This window comes from Micromonospora sp. RV43, assembly GCF_001029515.1.
GTDB classification, from domain to species: Bacteria; Actinomycetota; Actinomycetes; order Mycobacteriales; family Micromonosporaceae; genus Micromonospora; species Micromonospora aurantiaca.
Genome location: NZ_LEKG01000171.1, coordinates 1 through 17,239, shown reverse-complemented (window position 1 = coordinate 17,239; position 17,239 = coordinate 1). Strand labels below are relative to the sequence as shown.

Annotated in this window: 20 protein-coding genes; 16 read left to right on the top strand and 4 right to left on the bottom strand. The window is 74.4% G+C overall.

From position 1 onward, the window contains the following. On the top strand, positions 1-1,386 hold a 1,386-nt coding region (locus ABD52_RS30280; RefSeq protein WP_047894009.1), incomplete at its 5' end, for an AAA family ATPase. A 48-nt stretch (positions 1,387-1,434) separates the two neighbouring features. Next, on the top strand, positions 1,435-2,274 hold the full coding sequence (locus tag ABD52_RS30275; RefSeq protein WP_047894008.1) for a DUF2567 domain-containing protein: 840 nt from the start codon (positions 1,435-1,437) through the stop codon (positions 2,272-2,274). On the opposite strand, the gene ABD52_RS30270 is transcribed toward ABD52_RS30275, so the two are convergent. After that, positions 2,240-2,944, bottom strand: coding sequence for an LON peptidase substrate-binding domain-containing protein (locus ABD52_RS30270; protein ID WP_047894007.1), 705 nt, complete (start codon positions 2,942-2,944; stop codon positions 2,240-2,242). The two genes, ABD52_RS30275 and ABD52_RS30270, sit on opposite strands and share 35 nt — an antisense overlap. A 108-nt stretch (positions 2,945-3,052) precedes the next feature. Between ABD52_RS30270 and hisD the strand changes: the two genes are divergently transcribed. The 12 genes from hisD (at position 3,053) to hisF (ending at position 11,237) form a co-directional block, all read left to right on the top strand. Further along, complete coding sequence (gene hisD / locus ABD52_RS30265; protein ID WP_013287584.1) at positions 3,053-4,378, top strand: histidinol dehydrogenase; 1,326 nt, start codon at positions 3,053-3,055, stop codon at positions 4,376-4,378. Beyond that, complete coding sequence (locus ABD52_RS30260; protein WP_013287583.1) at positions 4,375-5,448, top strand: histidinol-phosphate transaminase; 1,074 nt, start codon at positions 4,375-4,377, stop codon at positions 5,446-5,448. Before hisD ends, ABD52_RS30260 begins: the two co-directional genes overlap by 4 nt. Then, on the top strand, positions 5,445-6,056 hold the full coding sequence (gene hisB, locus ABD52_RS30255; RefSeq protein ID WP_030500263.1) for an imidazoleglycerol-phosphate dehydratase HisB: 612 nt from the start codon (positions 5,445-5,447) through the stop codon (positions 6,054-6,056). The genes ABD52_RS30260 and hisB overlap by 4 nt, the downstream gene beginning before the upstream one ends. Continuing rightward, on the top strand, positions 6,056-6,223 hold the full coding sequence (locus ABD52_RS40345; protein ID WP_200905264.1) for a hypothetical protein: 168 nt from the start codon (positions 6,056-6,058) through the stop codon (positions 6,221-6,223). Before hisB ends, ABD52_RS40345 begins: the two co-directional genes overlap by 1 nt. Continuing rightward, on the top strand, positions 6,223-6,846 hold the full coding sequence (gene hisH / locus ABD52_RS30250; RefSeq protein WP_047894006.1) for an imidazole glycerol phosphate synthase subunit HisH: 624 nt from the start codon (positions 6,223-6,225) through the stop codon (positions 6,844-6,846). The genes ABD52_RS40345 and hisH overlap by 1 nt, the downstream gene beginning before the upstream one ends. Before the next feature lie 31 nt (positions 6,847-6,877). Continuing rightward, positions 6,878-7,198: a hypothetical protein gene (locus ABD52_RS30245; RefSeq protein ID WP_013475800.1), complete on the top strand. Its 321-nt coding sequence runs from the start codon at positions 6,878-6,880 to the stop codon at positions 7,196-7,198. A gap of 19 nt (positions 7,199-7,217) precedes the next feature. After that, positions 7,218-7,946, top strand: a complete 729-nt coding sequence (gene priA, locus ABD52_RS30240) for a bifunctional 1-(5-phosphoribosyl)-5-((5-phosphoribosylamino)methylideneamino)imidazole-4-carboxamide isomerase/phosphoribosylanthranilate isomerase PriA (RefSeq protein WP_047894005.1) — start codon at positions 7,218-7,220, stop codon at positions 7,944-7,946. Then, a complete protein-coding gene (locus tag ABD52_RS30235; protein ID WP_047894004.1) occupies positions 7,943-8,368 on the top strand; it encodes a Rid family hydrolase in 426 nt (141 codons plus the stop codon). The genes priA and ABD52_RS30235 overlap by 4 nt, the downstream gene beginning before the upstream one ends. Positions 8,369-8,449: 81 nt before the next feature. Further along, complete coding sequence (locus ABD52_RS30230) at positions 8,450-8,896, top strand: MarR family winged helix-turn-helix transcriptional regulator (RefSeq protein WP_047894003.1); 447 nt, start codon at positions 8,450-8,452, stop codon at positions 8,894-8,896. 1 nt (position 8,897) lies between these two features. Then, positions 8,898-9,323, top strand: coding sequence for an organic hydroperoxide resistance protein (locus ABD52_RS30225; RefSeq protein WP_013287575.1), 426 nt, complete (start codon positions 8,898-8,900; stop codon positions 9,321-9,323). Between the two features lie 52 nt (positions 9,324-9,375). Further along, positions 9,376-10,383: an NADP-dependent oxidoreductase gene (locus tag ABD52_RS30220; RefSeq protein ID WP_047894002.1), complete on the top strand. Its 1,008-nt coding sequence runs from the start codon at positions 9,376-9,378 to the stop codon at positions 10,381-10,383. Positions 10,384-10,469: 86 nt separating this feature from the next. Next, on the top strand, positions 10,470-11,237 hold the full coding sequence (gene hisF, locus ABD52_RS30215) for an imidazole glycerol phosphate synthase subunit HisF (RefSeq protein WP_047894001.1): 768 nt from the start codon (positions 10,470-10,472) through the stop codon (positions 11,235-11,237). Positions 11,238-11,245: 8 nt separating this feature from the next. Here the strand turns inward: hisF and ABD52_RS30210 are convergent, their stop codons facing one another. Together ABD52_RS30210 and ABD52_RS30205 are read right to left on the bottom strand one after the other, a co-directional pair. Further along, a complete protein-coding gene (locus tag ABD52_RS30210; RefSeq protein WP_013287572.1) occupies positions 11,246-11,707 on the bottom strand; it encodes a hypothetical protein in 462 nt (153 codons plus the stop codon). Between the two features lie 116 nt (positions 11,708-11,823). Further along, positions 11,824-12,459, bottom strand: a complete 636-nt coding sequence (locus ABD52_RS30205; protein ID WP_013475804.1) for a YitT family protein — start codon at positions 12,457-12,459, stop codon at positions 11,824-11,826. 59 nt (positions 12,460-12,518) lie between these two features. Here ABD52_RS30205 and ABD52_RS30200 point away from each other — a divergent pair, with 59 nt between their 5' ends. Then, entirely contained in the window at positions 12,519-13,970 is a 1,452-nt protein-coding gene (locus ABD52_RS30200) for a PLP-dependent aminotransferase family protein (protein ID WP_030271948.1), read from the top strand. Between the two features lie 75 nt (positions 13,971-14,045). Next, positions 14,046-15,353, top strand: a complete 1,308-nt coding sequence (locus tag ABD52_RS30195) for a low temperature requirement protein A (protein ID WP_200905263.1) — start codon at positions 14,046-14,048, stop codon at positions 15,351-15,353. Positions 15,354-15,416: 63 nt separating this feature from the next. On the opposite strand, the gene ABD52_RS30190 is transcribed toward ABD52_RS30195, so the two are convergent. Then, entirely contained in the window at positions 15,417-17,078 is a 1,662-nt protein-coding gene (locus ABD52_RS30190) for a long-chain fatty acid--CoA ligase (RefSeq protein ID WP_235437601.1), read from the bottom strand. Between the last annotated feature and the right edge of the window lie 161 nt (positions 17,079-17,239).

The following is a 17,239-nucleotide window of genomic DNA, read 5'->3' as shown; positions in this document are numbered from 1 at the left end:
CCCCGCCGTGGCGCGGGCACCGGGTGGACCGGCCGCGCCACCGCCGTCGGCCGCGCCCCCGACGGGTCGTACGGCGCCGAGCCCGCTTACCGGGCCGAGGCCACGTTCCGGGTCGACCCGGCCTTCCGCGCCGATCCCCGGCATGACGGCGAGCCGGCCTACCAGGCCGAACCGGCGTACCGCAGCGACCCCGAACCGTCCTGGCGCGCCGGGCAGCCCTACCCGCCCGACCCGTCCTGGCGCGCCGACCCGTCGTTCGCGCCCGACCCGCGCCCCGAGCAGCCGTTCACCGCCGAGCCGCGCCCGGAACCGTCCTGGCGGCCCGACCCGGCCCGTCCGGAGCCGCGCGGCCGGGCCGAGGCGCCGGCCGAGTCCCGCTACTCCCTTCTCGACGGCGGCTACCGGCCCGCGCCGCCGCCGCCCGAGTCCCGCTACGCGCTGCTCGACCGGGGCCGCTACCGGCCGGACACGCCGCCCGCCCCGGAGCCGGTGGTGCCCGCGCCCCGCCGCCCGCTGGAGGGCCGCTCCGGCCGGGTCGACGCGGCCCAGGTGCAGTGGCGCGCCCCGGAGCCGGACCCGGAACTGGAACGGGCCACCAGCGTGCTGCGCCGCGAGCTGGGTACCCCGCGGGTGCTCGCCTTCGCCAACCCCAAGGGCGGGGTGCACAAGACCACAGCCACCGTGCTCGCCGCCGCGACTGTGGGCAGCGTCCGCGGGCGTGGCGTGCTCGCCTGGGACGACAACGAGCTGCGCGGCACGCTCGGTCTGCGGGCCGGCAGCGCCCGGCACGCCCGCACCATCCGCCACCTGATCCACGACCTGGCGCAGATCGAGATCCTCGAAGGCAACACGCTGCTGTCGCACCTCGACGACTACCTGCGGCACGCCTCCGACGGCTCGTACGACGTGCTGGCCGGCGAGGAGAGCCCGCGCTTCGCCCAGCGGCTCGACCAGTTCACCGTCAAGCGGGTGCTGGAGCTGCTGCGCCGCACCCACGAGGTGGTCTGCGTGGACACCGGCAACAACGTGGAGAGCCCGAACTGGCGCACCGTCATGCAGGCCGCCGACCAGCTCGTGGTGACCACCGTGCCGCGCGAGGACGCGGCGTTCAGCGCGGACTGGATGCTCGACCTGCTGCACGAGGTGGGCATGGGCGAGCTGGCCGACAACGCGGTCACGCTGATCTCCTGCCCCACGCCGGGGCGTACCTCGTTGCAGGACGACCTGGAACGGCACTTCGCCACCCGGACCCGGGCGGTCGCCGTGGTGCCCTACGACCCGGCGCTGGAGACCGGCTCCTCGATCGAGTACCACCAGCTCCAGGCCGAGACCCGCAACGCCTGGCTCAAGGCGGCAGCGGTGATGCTGGAACCGTTCGCGCGCTGAGCGCCGACCACCGCCCCGAGCCGTGCCCGGGCCTGAGAGGATCAACGGGTGAGTCCGGACACCCCTGAGCCCGAGCGGGCGCGCGAGCGCACCGACGGCACCGACGCGCGTACCGGCGACGCGGCCCCGCGTCCCGGCGGCGCGTGGCCCGAGCGCGAGCAGCCGCCCGGCTGGCCCGGCGGCCTGCCGGTACCCGCCGGCACGCCGGTCACCGCGCCCGGCGCCGACCCGCTCGCCGGATACCCGGGCGTGGTGGCGGAGCTACCCGGCGCCGACGCCACCCGATCCGGCCGCCCGTTGCTCACCACGCTCGGCGTGGTCGCGCTGCTCACCGCGCTCGGCGCGCCGCTGGGCCTGCTGTGGGCATGGGCGGCGCCCGCCACCCCGGTCCGGCAGACCCCCGCCGGCACGGTCTACGCGACCACGCAGCCGGAGCAGCCGATCGCCGCGGACGGCTGGTTCAGCCTCCTGACGCTCGGCTTCGGCGTGCTCGCCGCGATCGCCCTGTGGGTGCTGCTGCGCCGCCGGCGCGGCCCGGCCGGCCTGCTCGCGGTGACGCTCGGCGGTCTCGGCGCGGCGGTGGTGGCCTGGCAGGTCGGCCGCCGGATCGGGCTGTCGACGTTCCAGCGGCTGGTGGAGACCGCGCCGCCGGGCACCGCCTTCACCAAGCCCGTCGACCTGCGCGCCGGGGGCGTCGACTGGTACGGCCCGCTGCCGGTGCCGCACGGGAACCTGCTGCTCGCCGCGTTCGGCGCCGCCGTCACGTACACGCTGCTGGCGGGCTGGTCGCGGTGGCCGTCGCTGCGGCCGGAGCCGGAGCCCGACGCGGCCTGGCCGCCGCCCCCGCCCGGGTTCAGTTCGGCTCCGGGGGACCAGCCAGCTCGCTGAGCGGCACCGGCACCGCGCGCACCTGCCGCAGCAACGCCGTCTCCCGGTTGAGCAGGCGCAGCTCGGCGCGCAGCCGCCCGGCGGTGTCGTCGACGGCGAGCAGCCGCTGCCGGTCGGCGACGGTCAGCGCGGCGGTCGCGGCGACCAGGTGCGACAGGACCGTCGGATCCTCCGGCAGCTGCTCGGTGATCTCCTGCTGGTCCGGCCGGATCAGGCCCAGGTATTGCCGGAACACCGAGATCACCCGGGCCGCCAGCAGGTCGGAGACCTCGTCCGGGCCGTCCGGCTCCGGCAGCCACTCCACCTCGGCGGTCAGGTACGGCTCGGCGGAGGCGTCCACCTCGGCGACCCGGAACCGCCGCCGCCCGACGGTGACGATGTCGAAGCCGCCGTCGGCCAGCTCGGTGACCTGCCGCAGCTCGGCGGTGCAGCCCACCTCGTGCAGCGTGACGTCGCCGCCGGGCGGCCCGGAACGCCCCGGCGGCCCGGCCGGCGCGACCTCCCAGCCGGCCTGGATCGCCACCACGCCGAACTCGCGCGGCGCGCCCTCGGGCAGGCCCACGAGGTGGCGCACCAGCGCCTTGTAGCGCTCCTCGAAGATGTGCAGCGGAAGGACCAGCCCGGGGAAGAGGACGGTCCCGAGCGGGAACACCGGCAGCCGTGCGCTCACGTGATCGAGCGTATCGCCAACCCGCCCGCCCGCGCGTGTCCCGGCTCACCGTCCCGGCGTGCGGGCGGCCCCGGCCGGTGACACCGGCGGCGGCCTAGACTCGCAGGCGTGCTGAATCGGATCGACCTGCGCGGCGGGGCCCGTGACCCGCGCCGCCTGCTGCCCCGTGCCCAGCTCGACGTCTCCGTGGCGGTCGAGCGGATCCGCCCGCTCGTGGAGGCGGTCCGGGACCATGGGTACCCGGCGATCCGGGAGGCGAGCGAACGGTTCGACGGCGTCTCGCCGGAGCGGCTGCGGGTGCCGGTCGAGACGATCCGCGCCGCCGAGGACGAGCTGGACCCGCAGGTACGCGCCGCGCTGCTGGAGTCGATCACCCGGGCCCGCAAGGTCCACGCCGACCAGCGCCGTACCGACCACACCACGACTGTGGTGCCCGGCGGCACTGTGACCGAGCGGTGGGTGCCGGTCGACCGGGTCGGTCTCTACGTGCCCGGCGGCCTGGCCATGTACCCGTCGACGGTGGTGATGAACGTGGTCCCGGCCCAGGCGGCCGGGGTGCGCTCCCTGGTGGTGGTGAGCCCGCCGCAGAAGGACAACGACGGGCTGCCGGACCGCCGGGTCCTCGCGGCGTGCGCGCTGCTCGGCGTGGACGAGGTGTACGCGGTCGGCGGCGCCCAGGCGGTCGCCATGCTCGCGTACGGCGCGGGCGTCGACCCGGCCGGGGACGAGCGCTGCGAGCCGGTCGACATGATCACCGGTCCGGGCAACATCTGGGTCACCGCCGCGAAGCGGCTGCTGCGCGGCGTGGTCGGCATCGACGCCGAGGCCGGCCCGACCGAGATCGCGATCCTGGCCGACGACACCGCCGACCCGGCGCACGTCGCGGCCGACCTGATCAGCCAGGCCGAGCACGACCCCCTCGCGGCGAGCGTGCTGGTCACCCCGTCCACCGCGCTGGCCGACGCGGTCGACGCGGAGCTGGCCCGGCAGGCGCCGGCGGCCAAGCACGCCGAGCGGATCGGCACCGCGCTGCGCGGCGAGCAGAGCGGCGTGGTCCTGGTCGACGACCTGGAGGCAGGGCTGCGGGTGGTCGACGCGTACGCGGCCGAGCACCTGGAGATCCAGACCGAGAACGCCCGGGAGTGGGCGCTGCGGGTGCGCAACGCCGGGGCGGTGTTCGTGGGCGCCTGGTCGCCGGTGTCGCTCGGCGACTACTGCGCGGGCTCCAACCACGTGCTGCCCACGGGCGGCTGCGCCCGGCACTCCTCCGGGCTGTCCGTGCAGTCGTTCCTGCGCGGCGTGCACCTGGTCGAATACACCCAGGACGCGCTGCGCGACGTGGCGCCGCACGTGGTCACGCTGGCGACCGTGGAGGACCTGCCCGCGCACGGCCAGGCGGTCAGCGTCCGGTTCCCCGGGGGCGGGGCGTCGTGACCACGCTCGACGACCTGCCGATCCGCGACGACCTGCGCGGACGGACGCCGTACGGGGCGCCGCAGCTCGACGTGCCGGTGCGGCTGAACACCAACGAGAACTCCTACCCGGTTCCCGAGCCGGTGGTGGAGGCGATCGGCAAGGCGGTCGCCGCCGAGCTGCGCGACCTCAACCGCTACCCGGACCGGGACGCGGTGGCGCTGCGCGCCGACCTGGCCGCCTACCTCGGCCACGGGCTCACCGCCGACCACGTGTGGGCGGCGAACGGCTCCAACGAGATCCAGCAGCAGCTGCTCCAGGCGTTCGGCGGTCCGGGGCGCACCGCGCTCGGGTTCACCCCGGCGTACTCGATGCACCCGCTGCTGACGCTCGGCACCGGCACCCGGTGGGTGCCCGCCCGGCGCGGCGAGGACTTCGGGCTCACCGCCGGCGAGGCGGTGGCCCAGGTCCGCGAGCACCGGCCGGACGTGGTGTTCCTCTGCTCGCCGAACAACCCGACCGGCACCGCGCTCGACCCGGCGGTGGTCGCCGCCGTGCTGGACGAGGCACCAGGCATGGTGATCGTGGACGAGGCGTACGCCGAGTTCGCCCGTCCCGGCACGGTGAGCGCGCTCGCCGTGCTGCCCGGTCACCCGCGGCTGGTGGTGACCCGCACCATGAGCAAGGCGTTCGGGTTCGCCGGCGGCCGGCTCGGCTACCTGGCGGCCGACCCGGCGGTGGTGGACGCGGTGCAGCTGGTCCGGCTGCCGTACCACCTGTCCGCACTCACCCAGGCCGCCGCCCGCGCGGCGCTGGCGCACCGGGACGCTCTGCTCGGCACCGTGGCCGCGATCAAGGAGCAGCGGGACCGGATCGTCGCCGAGCTGCGCGCCCGGGGCCACCGGGTGGCCGACAGCGACGCCAACTTCGTGCTGTTCGCCGTCGAGGGGGACCAGGCGGTGGCCTGGCGTACCCTGCTCGATGCCGGCGTGCTGGTGCGCGACGTCGGCCTGCCCGGCTGGCTGCGCGTCACCGCCGGAACCCCGACCGAGACCGACGCCTTCCTCACCGCGATGGAGACAGTTTCATGAGCCGGATCGCCCGGATCGAGCGGGTCACAAACGAGACGAAGGTGCTCGTCGAGATCGACCTCGACGGCACCGGCAAGGCCGACATCGAGACCGGCGTCGGCTTCTACGACCACATGCTCAACCAGATCGCCCGGCACGGCGGCTTCGACCTGACCGTGCACACCGTCGGTGACCTGGAGATCGACGCGCACCACACGATGGAGGACACGGCGCTCGCGCTGGGCGCGGCGTTCGACCGGGCGCTGGGTGACAAGGCCGGCATCCGGCGGTACGGCTCGGCGACCGTCCCGATGGACGAGGTGCTGGTCCGGGCCGCGGTGGACCTGTCCGGCCGCCCGTACGTGGTGCACGACGAGCCGGCGCTGGCCCCGTACATCGGGCCGGTCTACCCGACGAGCATGACCCGGCACATCTGGGAGTCGTTCGGCCAGTCGGCCCGGATCACGCTGCACGTGGACGTGCTGCGCGCGGCCCGGCCCGGCGGCCACCCGGACGCGCACCACGTGGTCGAGGCGCAGTTCAAGGCCGTCTCCCGCGCGCTGCGCGAGGCCACCGCGCTGGATCCGCGTAACGCTGGTGTGGTGCCGTCGACGAAGGGCGCTCTGTAATGAAGGTGCTGCCCACGCTTCTGTTGATCCTGGCCGGCCTGCTGGTCGGCGGGACGTGGTCGCTGCTCAAGCAGGGCGCCCCCCGCGCCGCCGTGGTGATCACCGGCCTGCTGGCCCTGCTGGCGACCGTTGCCGGGGTGCTCTGGCTGCTGCCGGGGGAGAGCTGATGACGCGGCGGGTGGTGGTGCTCGACTACGGCTCGGGCAACCTGCGGTCGGCCGAGCGCGCGGTGGCGCGCGCCGGCGCCGAGGTGACTGTCACCGACGACCTGGACGCCGCCGCGTCGGCCGACGGCCTGGTGGTGCCGGGCGTGGGCGCGTTCGCCGCGTGCATGGCCGGGATCGAGGCGCTGGGCGCCGGGCCGGTCATCGCCGACCGGGTCGCCGCCGGGCGGCCGGTGCTGGGCATCTGCGTCGGCATGCAGATCCTGTTCGGGCACGGCGAGGAGCACGGCGTGGTCACCAAGGGGCTCGGGCTGCTGCCCGGCGGCGTGACCCGGCTGCCCGCGCGGCGGCTGCCGCACATGGGCTGGAACACCGTGCGGCCGCCGGCCGGCTCGACGCTGTTCGCCGGACTGCCGGCGGGCACCCGGTTCTACTTCGTCCACTCCTACGGGGTGACCGACCCGGCGGCGCTGGCCGAGGCGGGGGCCACTGTGACCACCTCGCACCACGGCGCGGACTTCGTCGCGGCGGTGGAGCGGGGGCCGCTGTCGGCCGCGCAGTTCCACCCGGAGAAGTCGGCCGACGCCGGTGCCGCGCTGCTGCGCAACTGGCTCGGCACGCTGTGACCGGCCCGCTGGCGGGCATGCGGGCGTCCGCGTGAGCAAGGAGCGGGCCCGCCGCCGCGCGGCGCGCGAGGCCGAGCAGGAGCGGGCGCGCGCCGTCCGCGCCCGCCGGGTGGCGCGCCGGGAGCGGCGTCGTTCTCTGGTACGCCGGCTGACGCCGTCGTTGCGGCGCGGCCGTACCGGCCGGCTGCGCCGGCACACCCGCCGCGAGCGGGCGACGATCCTGGTGCTCACCGTGGTGGCGGTGGTCGCCATCTGGAATCTGGTGGACGACCTCGCGCTGCGGCTGGTGCTGGTCGTGTTGTTGTTGCTGGTCCTGCCCGCGGTTGTGGTGATCGCGCTGGACCGTCGTTGAGGATCCGAGGAGAGAAGCGTTGAGCCTCACCCTGTTGCCCGCCGTGGACGTCGCCGACGGCCAGGCCGTCCGGCTCGTGCAGGGCGCCGCCGGTAGCGAGACCGCGTACGGCGATCCGCTGGACGCGGCGCTGGCCTGGCAGTCCGACGGCGCGGAGTGGATCCACCTGGTCGACCTGGACGCGGCGTTCGGGCGGGGCTCCAACGCCGCGCTGCTCGCCGAGGTGGTCGGCAAGCTGGACGTGAAGGTGGAGCTGTCCGGCGGCATCCGTGACGACGATTCGCTGCGGGCGGCGCTCGGCACCGGGGCGGCCCGGGTCAACATCGGCACCGCCGCGCTGGAGGATCCGCAGTGGTGCGACCGGATCTGCGGCGAGTACGGCGACCGGGTGGCGATCGGGCTGGACGTGCGCGGCCGTACCCTGTCGGCGCGCGGCTGGACCCGCGACGGCGGTGACCTCTACGAGGTGCTGGCACGGCTGGACGCCGCGGGCGCGGCGCGGTACGTGGTCACCGACATCACCAAGGACGGCACCATGCGCGGGCCGAACCTGGACCTGCTGCGCGAGGTGTGCGCCCGCACCGACGCCCCGGTGATCGCCTCCGGTGGTGTGTCCACGCTGGACGACCTGCGGGCGCTGGCCACGCTGGAGCCGGTGGGAGTGGAGGGCGTGATCGCCGGCAAGGCGCTCTACGCGGGCGCGTTCACCGTCGCCGAGGCGCTGGCGACGCTGCGGGCCGGCGCGTGACGGCCGAGCCGGCCGAGAGGTCGGTGGACGCCGGGGTGGTGACCCGGCTCGGCTCGGGCGGCCCGTGGGAGGCGCTCTACGGCTACTCGCGGGTGGTCCGGGCCGGCACACTGGCGATCACGGCCGGCTGCACGTCCACAGTGGACGGCCGGGTCGCGCACGCCGGCGACGCGGCGGCGCAGACCGCGCAGGCGATCCGGATCGGCCTGGACGCGCTGGCCGAGGTCGGCGCCGGGCCGGGGGACGTGGTGCGGACCCGGATGTACGTGACGGACCGGATCTACGCCGACGAGGTGGGCCGGGCGCACAACGCGGTGTTCGGCCCGGTGCGCCCGGTCGCCACGATGGTGGTGGTGGCCGGGCTGATCGACCCGGATCTCCTGGTCGAGGTCGAGCTGGAGGCGTACCTGCCGGACCGCTGAGCGGTGCCGGGTGACCGGCGCCGCACAGCTCCACGCCCCGATAAGTTGTGCACAACTTGATTGCACGCTACGGTTCAGGGCGTGACCGATGATCTGGTACTGCGCCGGCAGGTGTGCTTCGCGCTCTACGCGGCGTCGCGCGCCCTGACCGACGTCTACCGGCCCGTCCTCGACGAGCACGGGCTGACCTACCCGCAGTACCTGGTGCTGCTGGTGCTCTGGGAGCACGACGACGACGCCCCCACGGTCTCCGAGCTCGGCGCTGCGCTCCGGCTCGACTCCGGCACGCTCTCCCCGCTGCTCAAGCGGCTGGAGGCGGCCGGTCTGGTGGTGCGTACCCGCTCGGCGGCGGATGAGCGCCGGGTCGAGGTGGGCCTCACCGACCGGGGCCGGGCGCTGCGGGAGCGGATGGGTGACGTGCCGCGGCAGGTGGCATCCGCCACCGGGCTCACCGAGGCCGAGCTGGTCTTCCTCCACGGCATCCTCACCCGGGTCACCGAGACGATCCACCGACAGAAGGAGCAGTGACATGCAGGTGCTCTACACCGCCTCCGCCCGCGCCACCGGCGACGGCCGCGACGGTCACGTCCGGACCTCCGACGGCACGGTCGAGCTGGACCTCGCCGTACCGAAGGAGATGGGCGGCGCCGGCGGCGCGGCCAACCCGGAGCAGCTCTTCGCGGCCGGCTACGCGGCCTGCTTCCACTCCGCGCTGCGCGTGGTGGCCCGCCAGGCCAAGGCGGACGTCTCCGGCTCCGTCGTCGAGGCCGAGGTGGGCATCGGCCCGAACGGCAGCGGCGGTTACGGCCTGGCCGTGACGCTCGTGGTGGACCTGCCCGCTGTCGAGCGCGCGGCCGCCGAGCAGCTCGTCGACGCGGCCCACCAGGTCTGCCCCTACTCCAACGCGACCCGTGGGAACGTCGAGGTGACCCGCACGGTCCGCGAGGCCCTGTGAGCACGAGGAGTGCAGCGCAGCGGAGCCCCGCAGTGCGAACCGAGGAGACCCGATGAGTGAGGCGCGCGTCAACCGGGAGATCCATCTGGCGTCCCGGCCGGACGGCTGGCCGACGCCGGAGAACTTCCGGCTCGTCACCACCGAGGTGCCGACGCCGGGCCCGGGACAGGTAGTGGTCCGGAACCGGTTCATGTCCGTCGACCCGTACATGCGCGGGCGGATGAACGACGTCAAGTCGTACGTGCCGCCGTTCGCGCTCGACGCCCCGCTGGACGGCGGCGCGGTCGGTGAGGTGGTGGCCGGCGAGGCCGGTGGCGTCAAGCCCGGCGACACGGTGCTGCACGGGCTCGGCTGGCGCGAGTACGCGCTGGTGGACGCCAAGGGCGTGCGCAAGGTCGACCCCGGCCTGGCGCCGGTCACCGCGTACCTGGGCGTGCTCGGCATGACCGGGCTGACCGCGTACGCCGGGCTGCTCGACGTGGCGGCGATGAAACCGGGGGAGACCGTGTTCGTCTCCGGCGCGGCCGGCGCGGTGGGCAGCATGGTGGGCCAGATCGCGAAGCTGCGCGGCGCCGGCCGGGTGATCGGCAGCGCCGGTTCCGCGGCGAAGGTGGAACGACTCACCGCGCTCGGCTTCGACGCCGCCTTCGACTACCACGACGGCCCGGTGTACAAGCAGCTCAAGGCAGCCGCCCCGGACGGCGTCGACGTGTACTTCGACAACGTCGGCGGCGATCACCTGGAGGCCGCGATCGGGGCGATGAACCTGCACGGCCGGGCCGCCATCTGCGGCATGATCGCGCAGTACAACGCCACCGAGCCGCCCGCCGCGCCGCGCAACCTGGCGCTGGTGATCGGCAAGCGGCTGACGCTGCGCGGCTTCCTCGTCGGTGACCACGGTCACCTGCGGGAGCAGTTCGTGCAGGAGGTGGCGGGCTGGCTGCGGGAGGGCCGGCTGTCGTACGACGAGACGATCGTCGACGGCATCGAGCAGGCCCCCGAGGCGTTCCTCGGCCTGCTGCGCGGCGAGAACCTCGGCAAGATGCTGGTCCGTCTCTGACCGGTGCGAACGCACTCCACCGCGGGCGGTGGTGACCGGCCTCACCGGCGGGTCACCACCGCCCGCGCGTTCGTTAGGCTCGGGGCATGACGGTGGCGGTACGGGTCATCCCGTGTCTGGACGTGGACGCCGGGCGCGTGGTCAAGGGGGTCAACTTCCTCGACCTGCGTGACGCCGGCGACCCGGTGGAGCTGGCGGCGGCGTACGACCGGGCCGGCGCGGACGAGCTGACCTTCCTCGACGTCACCGCCTCGTCCAGCGACCGGGGCACCATGCTCGACGTGGTGCGGCGCACCGCCGAGTCGGTCTTCATCCCGCTGACAGTGGGCGGTGGTGTCCGCCGGGTCGCCGACGTCGACACGTTGCTGCGCGCCGGTGCGGACAAGGTCGGCGTGAACACCGCGGCCATCGCCCGGCCGGAGCTGATCGCCGAGATCGCCGACCGGTTCGGCCGGCAGGTCCTGGTGCTCTCGCTGGACGTGCGCCGCGCACCGGACGGCACGACGCCGAGCGGTTTCGAGGTGACCACGCACGGCGGCCGGCGGGGCACCGGGCTGGACGCGGTCGAGTGGGCGGCGCGCGGCGCCGAGCTGGGCGCGGGCGAGATCCTGCTCAACTCGATGGACGCCGACGGCACCAAGGCCGGGTTCGACCTGCCGCTGATCCAGGCGGTCCGCGAGGTGGTCGACGTGCCGGTGGTCGCCAGCGGCGGCGCGGGCGAGGTGGCCCACTTCCCGCCGGCCGTCGGCGCCGGGGCGGACGCGGTGCTCGCGGCGAGCGTCTTCCACTTCGGCGAACTCACAGTCGGCGAGGTCAAGGACGCGCTGCGCGGCGCGGGCCACCCGGTGCGCTGAGGCGGCGGTCACTGCCGGCCGGAGTGCCCCTCGGGGGAGCGGCGCGGCATCGGGATCGACCGGACCACGTACTCCTGCACGGCGGCGGCGTGGTCGTCCTCGTCGAGGTGCCACTCGGACTCGGCGGGCGGGTGCCGCCGGGTCAGCACGCCCTGCACTGTGTCCACTGTGGTGCCGAGACCGGCGCTGGGCCGGGTGCGCCAGAGCCGCTCACCGTCCGGGGTGACCCGGAACCAGCCGTCGGCCACGCTGACCAGGCCCGCGCCGACGAGCCGCCGGACCGCGCCCTCCACCTCGTGCCGCTCCGGGATGGCCTGGTTGAGGTGGTCGGCTGTGGAGAGGACGTCGGCCAGCCGCACGCCTTCGGGGCGGCGTGTCGCGGCGGCCCGCCGGTGCCGGCCGGCGCCACTGGCGATGACAAGCGCGACGAAGATCCAGGCGTCGCTCCAACGCCATCCGTTCTCCCCCATGCAGGAATGATGCCCGGCCGCGACGGCGGAGGAAACACCTGGTTTCCCGGTTGTGCGTCGTCGCAGCTCAGCGCGTTGCGGTCGGTACCGGGCCGTGGCGGTCGGCCCGGCTGCGGTCACGTAGCGTACGCACCGGCCGCCGGCCGTGCGGGCAGCGCGAAGACCGGGATGAAGAACTGGGCCAGCGGGCCGATGGTGAGCGCGTACGCCACCGTGCCGAGGCCGACGGTGCCGCCGAGCAGCCAGCCGAGCGCCAGCACGGTGATCTCGATGACGGTGCGGACCAGCCGGACCGAGAAGCGGGGGTGGCGGGCGACGAAGCCGGTCATCAGCCCGTCGCGCGGGCCGGGGCCGAGCCCGGCGCCGAGGTAGAGGCCGGTGGCGGCGCCGTTGGCGACGATCCCGGCGACGAGCAGCGCGACGCGTGCCGGCATGCCCTCTCCGGGCGGCAGCACGGTCAGGGTGGCGTCGACGACCAGTCCGATCACCACGACGTTGCTGACCGTGCCGAGGCCGGGCCGCTGCCGCAGCGGGATCCAGAGCAGCAGCACGAGGGCTCCGACGGCGATGGTGACGGTGCCGAAGGACAGGCCGGTCTGCCGGGCGAGCCCCTGGTGGAACACGTCCCACGGGTCCAGCCCCAGCTCCGACCGGATCATCAGCGCCATGCTCACGCCGTAGAGGACCAGCCCGGCGTAGAGCTGGGTGAGCCGTCGCACCGGTCGGTGCCGGAGATTGCCAAGCTGTGCCATGCATGCCACCCTAGGGGCCAATCGCGGCTATCAAGGGTGCCAATTTCGGAGGTGTGGCCATGACCAGCCAGGTGCGCGGCGTCCAATTGGCGCGACTCCTCGGCCAGTGGCATGCCCTGCCGGGCCGCCGGCGCAGCCCCGACTACGCCGCGCTCGCCGGCGCCGTCCGCGGGTTGCTCGCCGACGGGCGGCTGCCTCTCGGGGTACGCCTGCCGGCCGAGCGGGAGCTGGCCGAGGCGCTGCGGATCAGCCGGACCACTGTCACCGCCGCGTACCGGGAACTGCGGGAGAGCGGCCACCTGGCCAGCCGCCGGGGCGCGGGGAGCTGGACCATGCTGCCCGGCGGGCACCGGGTGGCCAGCACCGGGCTGTGGACGCCGCTCGACGACCGCGACATGATCGACCTCGGCGTGGCCGCGCTGTCCGCGCCACCGCAGCTCGTCCCCGCCGCCCGGGCCGCGGCCGAGGACCTGCCCCGCTACCTCGGCGGCGCCGGCTACCACCCGACCGGCATCATCGAGCTGCGCGAGGCGGTGGCCCGCGCCTACACCGAACGCGGTCTGCCCACCAGCCCGGAGCAGATCATGGTCACCAGCGGCACCCAGCACGCGCTGGACCTGGTGCTGCGGCTGGCCCTGTCGCCCGGCGGCGCCGTGCTCGTCGAGTCGCCCACCTACCCCAACGCGCTGGCCGCGCTGTCCGCCCGGCGGGCCCGGATCGCCACGCACGGCCTGTCCGACGAGGGCTGGGACGCCGAACTTCTGCTCGGCAGCCTCCGGCAGACCCGGCCGAAGCTCGCGTACGTGATCCCCGAGTTCCAGAACCCGACCGGCCACCTCATGGCCGCCGACCTGCGCGAGCGGCTGGTCGGCACGGCCCACGCGGCCGGCACCGACCTGGTGGTCGACGAGTCCTTCGTCGACCTGCCGCTGGACGACACCACGCTGCCGCCGCCGGTGGCCGTCTTCGACAGGCACTCCCGGGTGATCAGCATCGGCGGCATGAGCAAGCCCTACTGGGGCGGGCTGCGGATCGGCTGGGTACGCGCCTCCGCGCCCCAGGTGCAGCGGCTGGCCGCGGCCCGGGTCGGGGTGGACATGGCCAGCCCGGTGCTCGACCAGCTCGTCGCCGTGCACCTGCTCACCGAGGCGCCGGCCATCGTGGCGGCCCGCCGGGCCCAGCTCGTCGCCCAGCGGGACGCCCTGGTCGCGGCGCTCGCCGACCGGCTGCCCGACTGGCGGGTACGCGTGCCGAGCGGCGGTGTCACGCTTTGGGCCGAGCTGGACGGCCCGATCTCCAGCGCGCTGGCCCGCGCGGCCGAGGAGGTCGGCGTACGGCTGGCGCCCGGACCGCGGTTCGGGCTGGACGGGACGCTGGAGCGCTTCCTGCGGCTGCCCTTCACGCTGCCCGCCGACGAGCTGGTGGAGGCGGTCGGGCGCCTCGCGGCGGTCCGCTACGACCTGGACCGCACCAGCCGCCCGCAGTGGCGGGAGCCGAGCGTCATCGCCTGAGCGCGCGGTGCCCGTTCCGGTGGTGAATGCGTCGAACGACGGCTGCGGGACGGACGGTGCCCGCACACTGCCCCAGTGGGGAACGGGAGCGGTGTCCGGCGGTCGTGGACCGTGCGGTCCGCCGCCCCGGGTTCCCGCACCACCCGGCTGGAACTCTTCTACGACCTGGTCTTCGTCTTCGCGTTCCTGAACGTCACCACGCTCACCGCCTCGGAACTCACGCCGGCCAACCTCTACCGCTTCCTGCTGGTGCTGGCGCTGCTCTGGTGGTCGTGGACCGGCTTCGCCCGGATGGGCAACTTCTTCCGCGCCGACCAGGGCGTGCTGCCGCTGGTCGGCTTCGTCACAGTGGCGGCGACGTTCATGCTGGTGCTCAGCGAGCCCAGCGCGTTCGAGGACCTCCCCGGCGGGCTGCCCGGCCCGCTGGTCTTCGCCGGCTGCTACTTCGTGATCCGGATGGCCCAGCTCACCGTCTTCGGCTGGGTGGACCGCGCCGATCCGGTCCGGCGCCGCCGGCTTCTGCTGCGCGCCGCGTTCCCGGCCGCCGCCACGGTGCTGCTGGTCATCGCCGGAACCGTGCCGACGCGGCTGCCGCAGGAGCGGTTCGCGATCCCGCTGCAACTGGCGCTCTGGACGCTGGCGCTGCTCGTCGAGTACGTCGGCGGGGTGACGCTCGCCCGTCAGTGGTGGGTGGTGGTCTCGGCCGGGCACTGGGCCGAACGGCACGCGCTGATCGTGCTGGTCGCGCTCGGTGAGTCGATCATCGCCCTCGGCTTCGGCCCGAAGCACGGGCTGCCGCTGACCGGGCCGGTGGCGGTGTCGGCGCTGCTCGGCATCGTGGTCGTCGCGGCGCTGTGGTGGGCGTACTTCGACACGCTCGCGTTCGCGCTGGAACAGGCGCTGCACCACGCCCGGGACGAGGCCACCCGGCTCCGGTTGGCCAGGGACGTCTACACGTTCATGCACCTGCCGATGGTCGCCGGGATCATCCTCTACGCGCTCGGCCTCAAGGATCTGCTGGCCGAGGCCGCCGACCCGGCCACGCCCACCTGGGGGCTGCCGCTGGGCGACTTCTGGGGCGCGATCCTGTTCGGCGGGGTGGCGTTGCACCTGCTCAGCCTCGCCGGGTGCTGGTGGATCGCGCTGCGCGAGGTGCACCGGCCGCTGCTGCTCGCGGTGGTGGCGCTGGTGGTGGTCGGCCCGTTCGTCTTCCGTATCCCGGAGCTGATCGCGCTCGGCGTGCTCGCGGTGATCACCGGCGCCGGTGTCACCTGGGAGACGCGCCGCGAGGACGGCCTCCGGCGCCGGGTACGCCGGCTCGCGCTGGAGGAGCAGATCGCCGCCGAGGCCGAACAGAGCCGGTGGCGGCGGGGGCACCTGTGAACGGCGTGCGGCCGTGCCCCGGGACGGTGGGGCACGGCCGGCGCGACCGTGTGGCGGTACGGGCTACAGCTCGGCGAGCGTGCCCTCGTACATCTTGTCGATCTCGGAGGCGAAGTTCGTCTCCACGCTGCGGCGCTTGATCTTCAGCGACGGCGTGACCTCGCCGTCCTCGATGGTCAGGTCGCGGGGGAGGATCGTCACCTTCTTGATCGTCTCCCAGCGGTTGAGCTTGGCGTTCAGCTCGGCCACGTACCCCTCGACCATCTCCCGTGCCTGCGGCGAGGTGACGATCGTGGTGTAGTCGCTGCCCTCCAGCGGGGTGCCGGCGGCCCAGCCCTTGATCGCGTCCGGGTCCAGCGTGACGAGCATGGTGCAGTAGTTGCGCGCCTGCCCGATCACCACGGCCTGTGAGGTGTACGGGCACACCGCCTTGAACATGCCCTCGATGTGCGACGGCGCGACGTACTTGCCGCCGGACGTCTTGACCAGGTCCTTCTTCCGGTCGGTGATGCGCAGGTAGCCGTCGGCGTCGAGCGTGCCGATGTCACCGGTGCGGAAGAAGCCGTCCTCGGTGAACGCGGCGGCGGTCTCCTCGGGCAGGTTGTGGTAGCCGCGCATGACCGGCTTGCCGCGCAGCAGGACCTCGCCGTCGGTGTCGATCCGGCACTCCAGGTCGCCCATGGCCCGGCCCACGCTGCCGATCTTCAGCCCGTCGGGCGGGTTCACGAACGCGCCCGCGCTGGTCTCGGTCAGGCCGTAGCCCTCGGAGATGGGCAGGTTGGCGGCGGCGAAGAAGGTGGCGATCTCCTTGCTCAGCGGCGCCGCGCCGGAGACCAGCACCCTCATCCGGCCGCCGAGCCGGGCCTGGAGCTTGCTGAACACGAGCTTCTCGGCCAGCGCGTACTTCATCCGCAGCCCGGCCGGGACCGGCTTGCCGGCCTGCTCCAGCGCGACCTTCTCCTTGCCGACCCCGACGCCCCAGGCGAAGATCTTGGCCTTGGCGCCGCCGGCGCCCTGAGCGGTGGTGACGGCCTTGTTGTAGACCTTCTCGAAGACCCGGGGCGCGCCGCACATGAGCGTCGGCTGCACCACGCCGAGCAGTTCGACGAGCTTGTCCACCCGGCCGTCGACGTACGTGGGCAGGCCGACGTGGGTGGCGCCGCAGAGCAGAGTCTTGCCGAACGAGTGCGACAGCGGCAGCCACAGGTATTGCAGGTCGTCGACGCGCAGCAGGCCCAGCTCGGCCTGCGCCACGCCCTCCCAGCACCAGCCGCCGTGCAGCAGCTCCACGCCCTTCGGGCGGCCGGTGGTGCCCGAGGTGTAGATCAGCGTTGCGAGGTGGTCCGGGCCGATGCCGGCGACGAGCATGTCGATCAGGTCCGGCTCGGCGCTCAGCGCGGCGGCGCCCCGCTCCTCCAGCTCGGCCAGGGTGAGCTGCGGGACGGCCGCCGCCGGGTCGGGCGTGCCGTCGAAGAGCACCACGTGGGTCAGCGCGGGCAGGTCCGCCCCGGCGATCTTCGCCGCCTGGGCCTGGTTCTCCGCGAACAGCACCTTCGAGCCGGAGTCGGCGATGATGTAGACCGCGTCCTCGGGCTCGGTGGTGGGGTAGACGGTGGTGGTGGCACCACCGGCGCACATGATGCCGAAGTCGGCGAGCACCCAGTCCAGGCGCGTGTTGGCCAGGATCGCGACCGGGTTCTCCAGGCCGACACCGAGCCCGTGCAACCCGGCGGCGATCGCCTTGGCGCGCTGCCCGACCTGCTCCCGCTGACCGGGCCGGTGGCGGTGTCGGCGCTGCTCGGCATCGTGGTCGTCGCGGCGCTGTGGTGGGCGTACTTCGACACGCTCGCGTTCGCGCTGGAACAGGCGCTGCACCACGCCCGGGA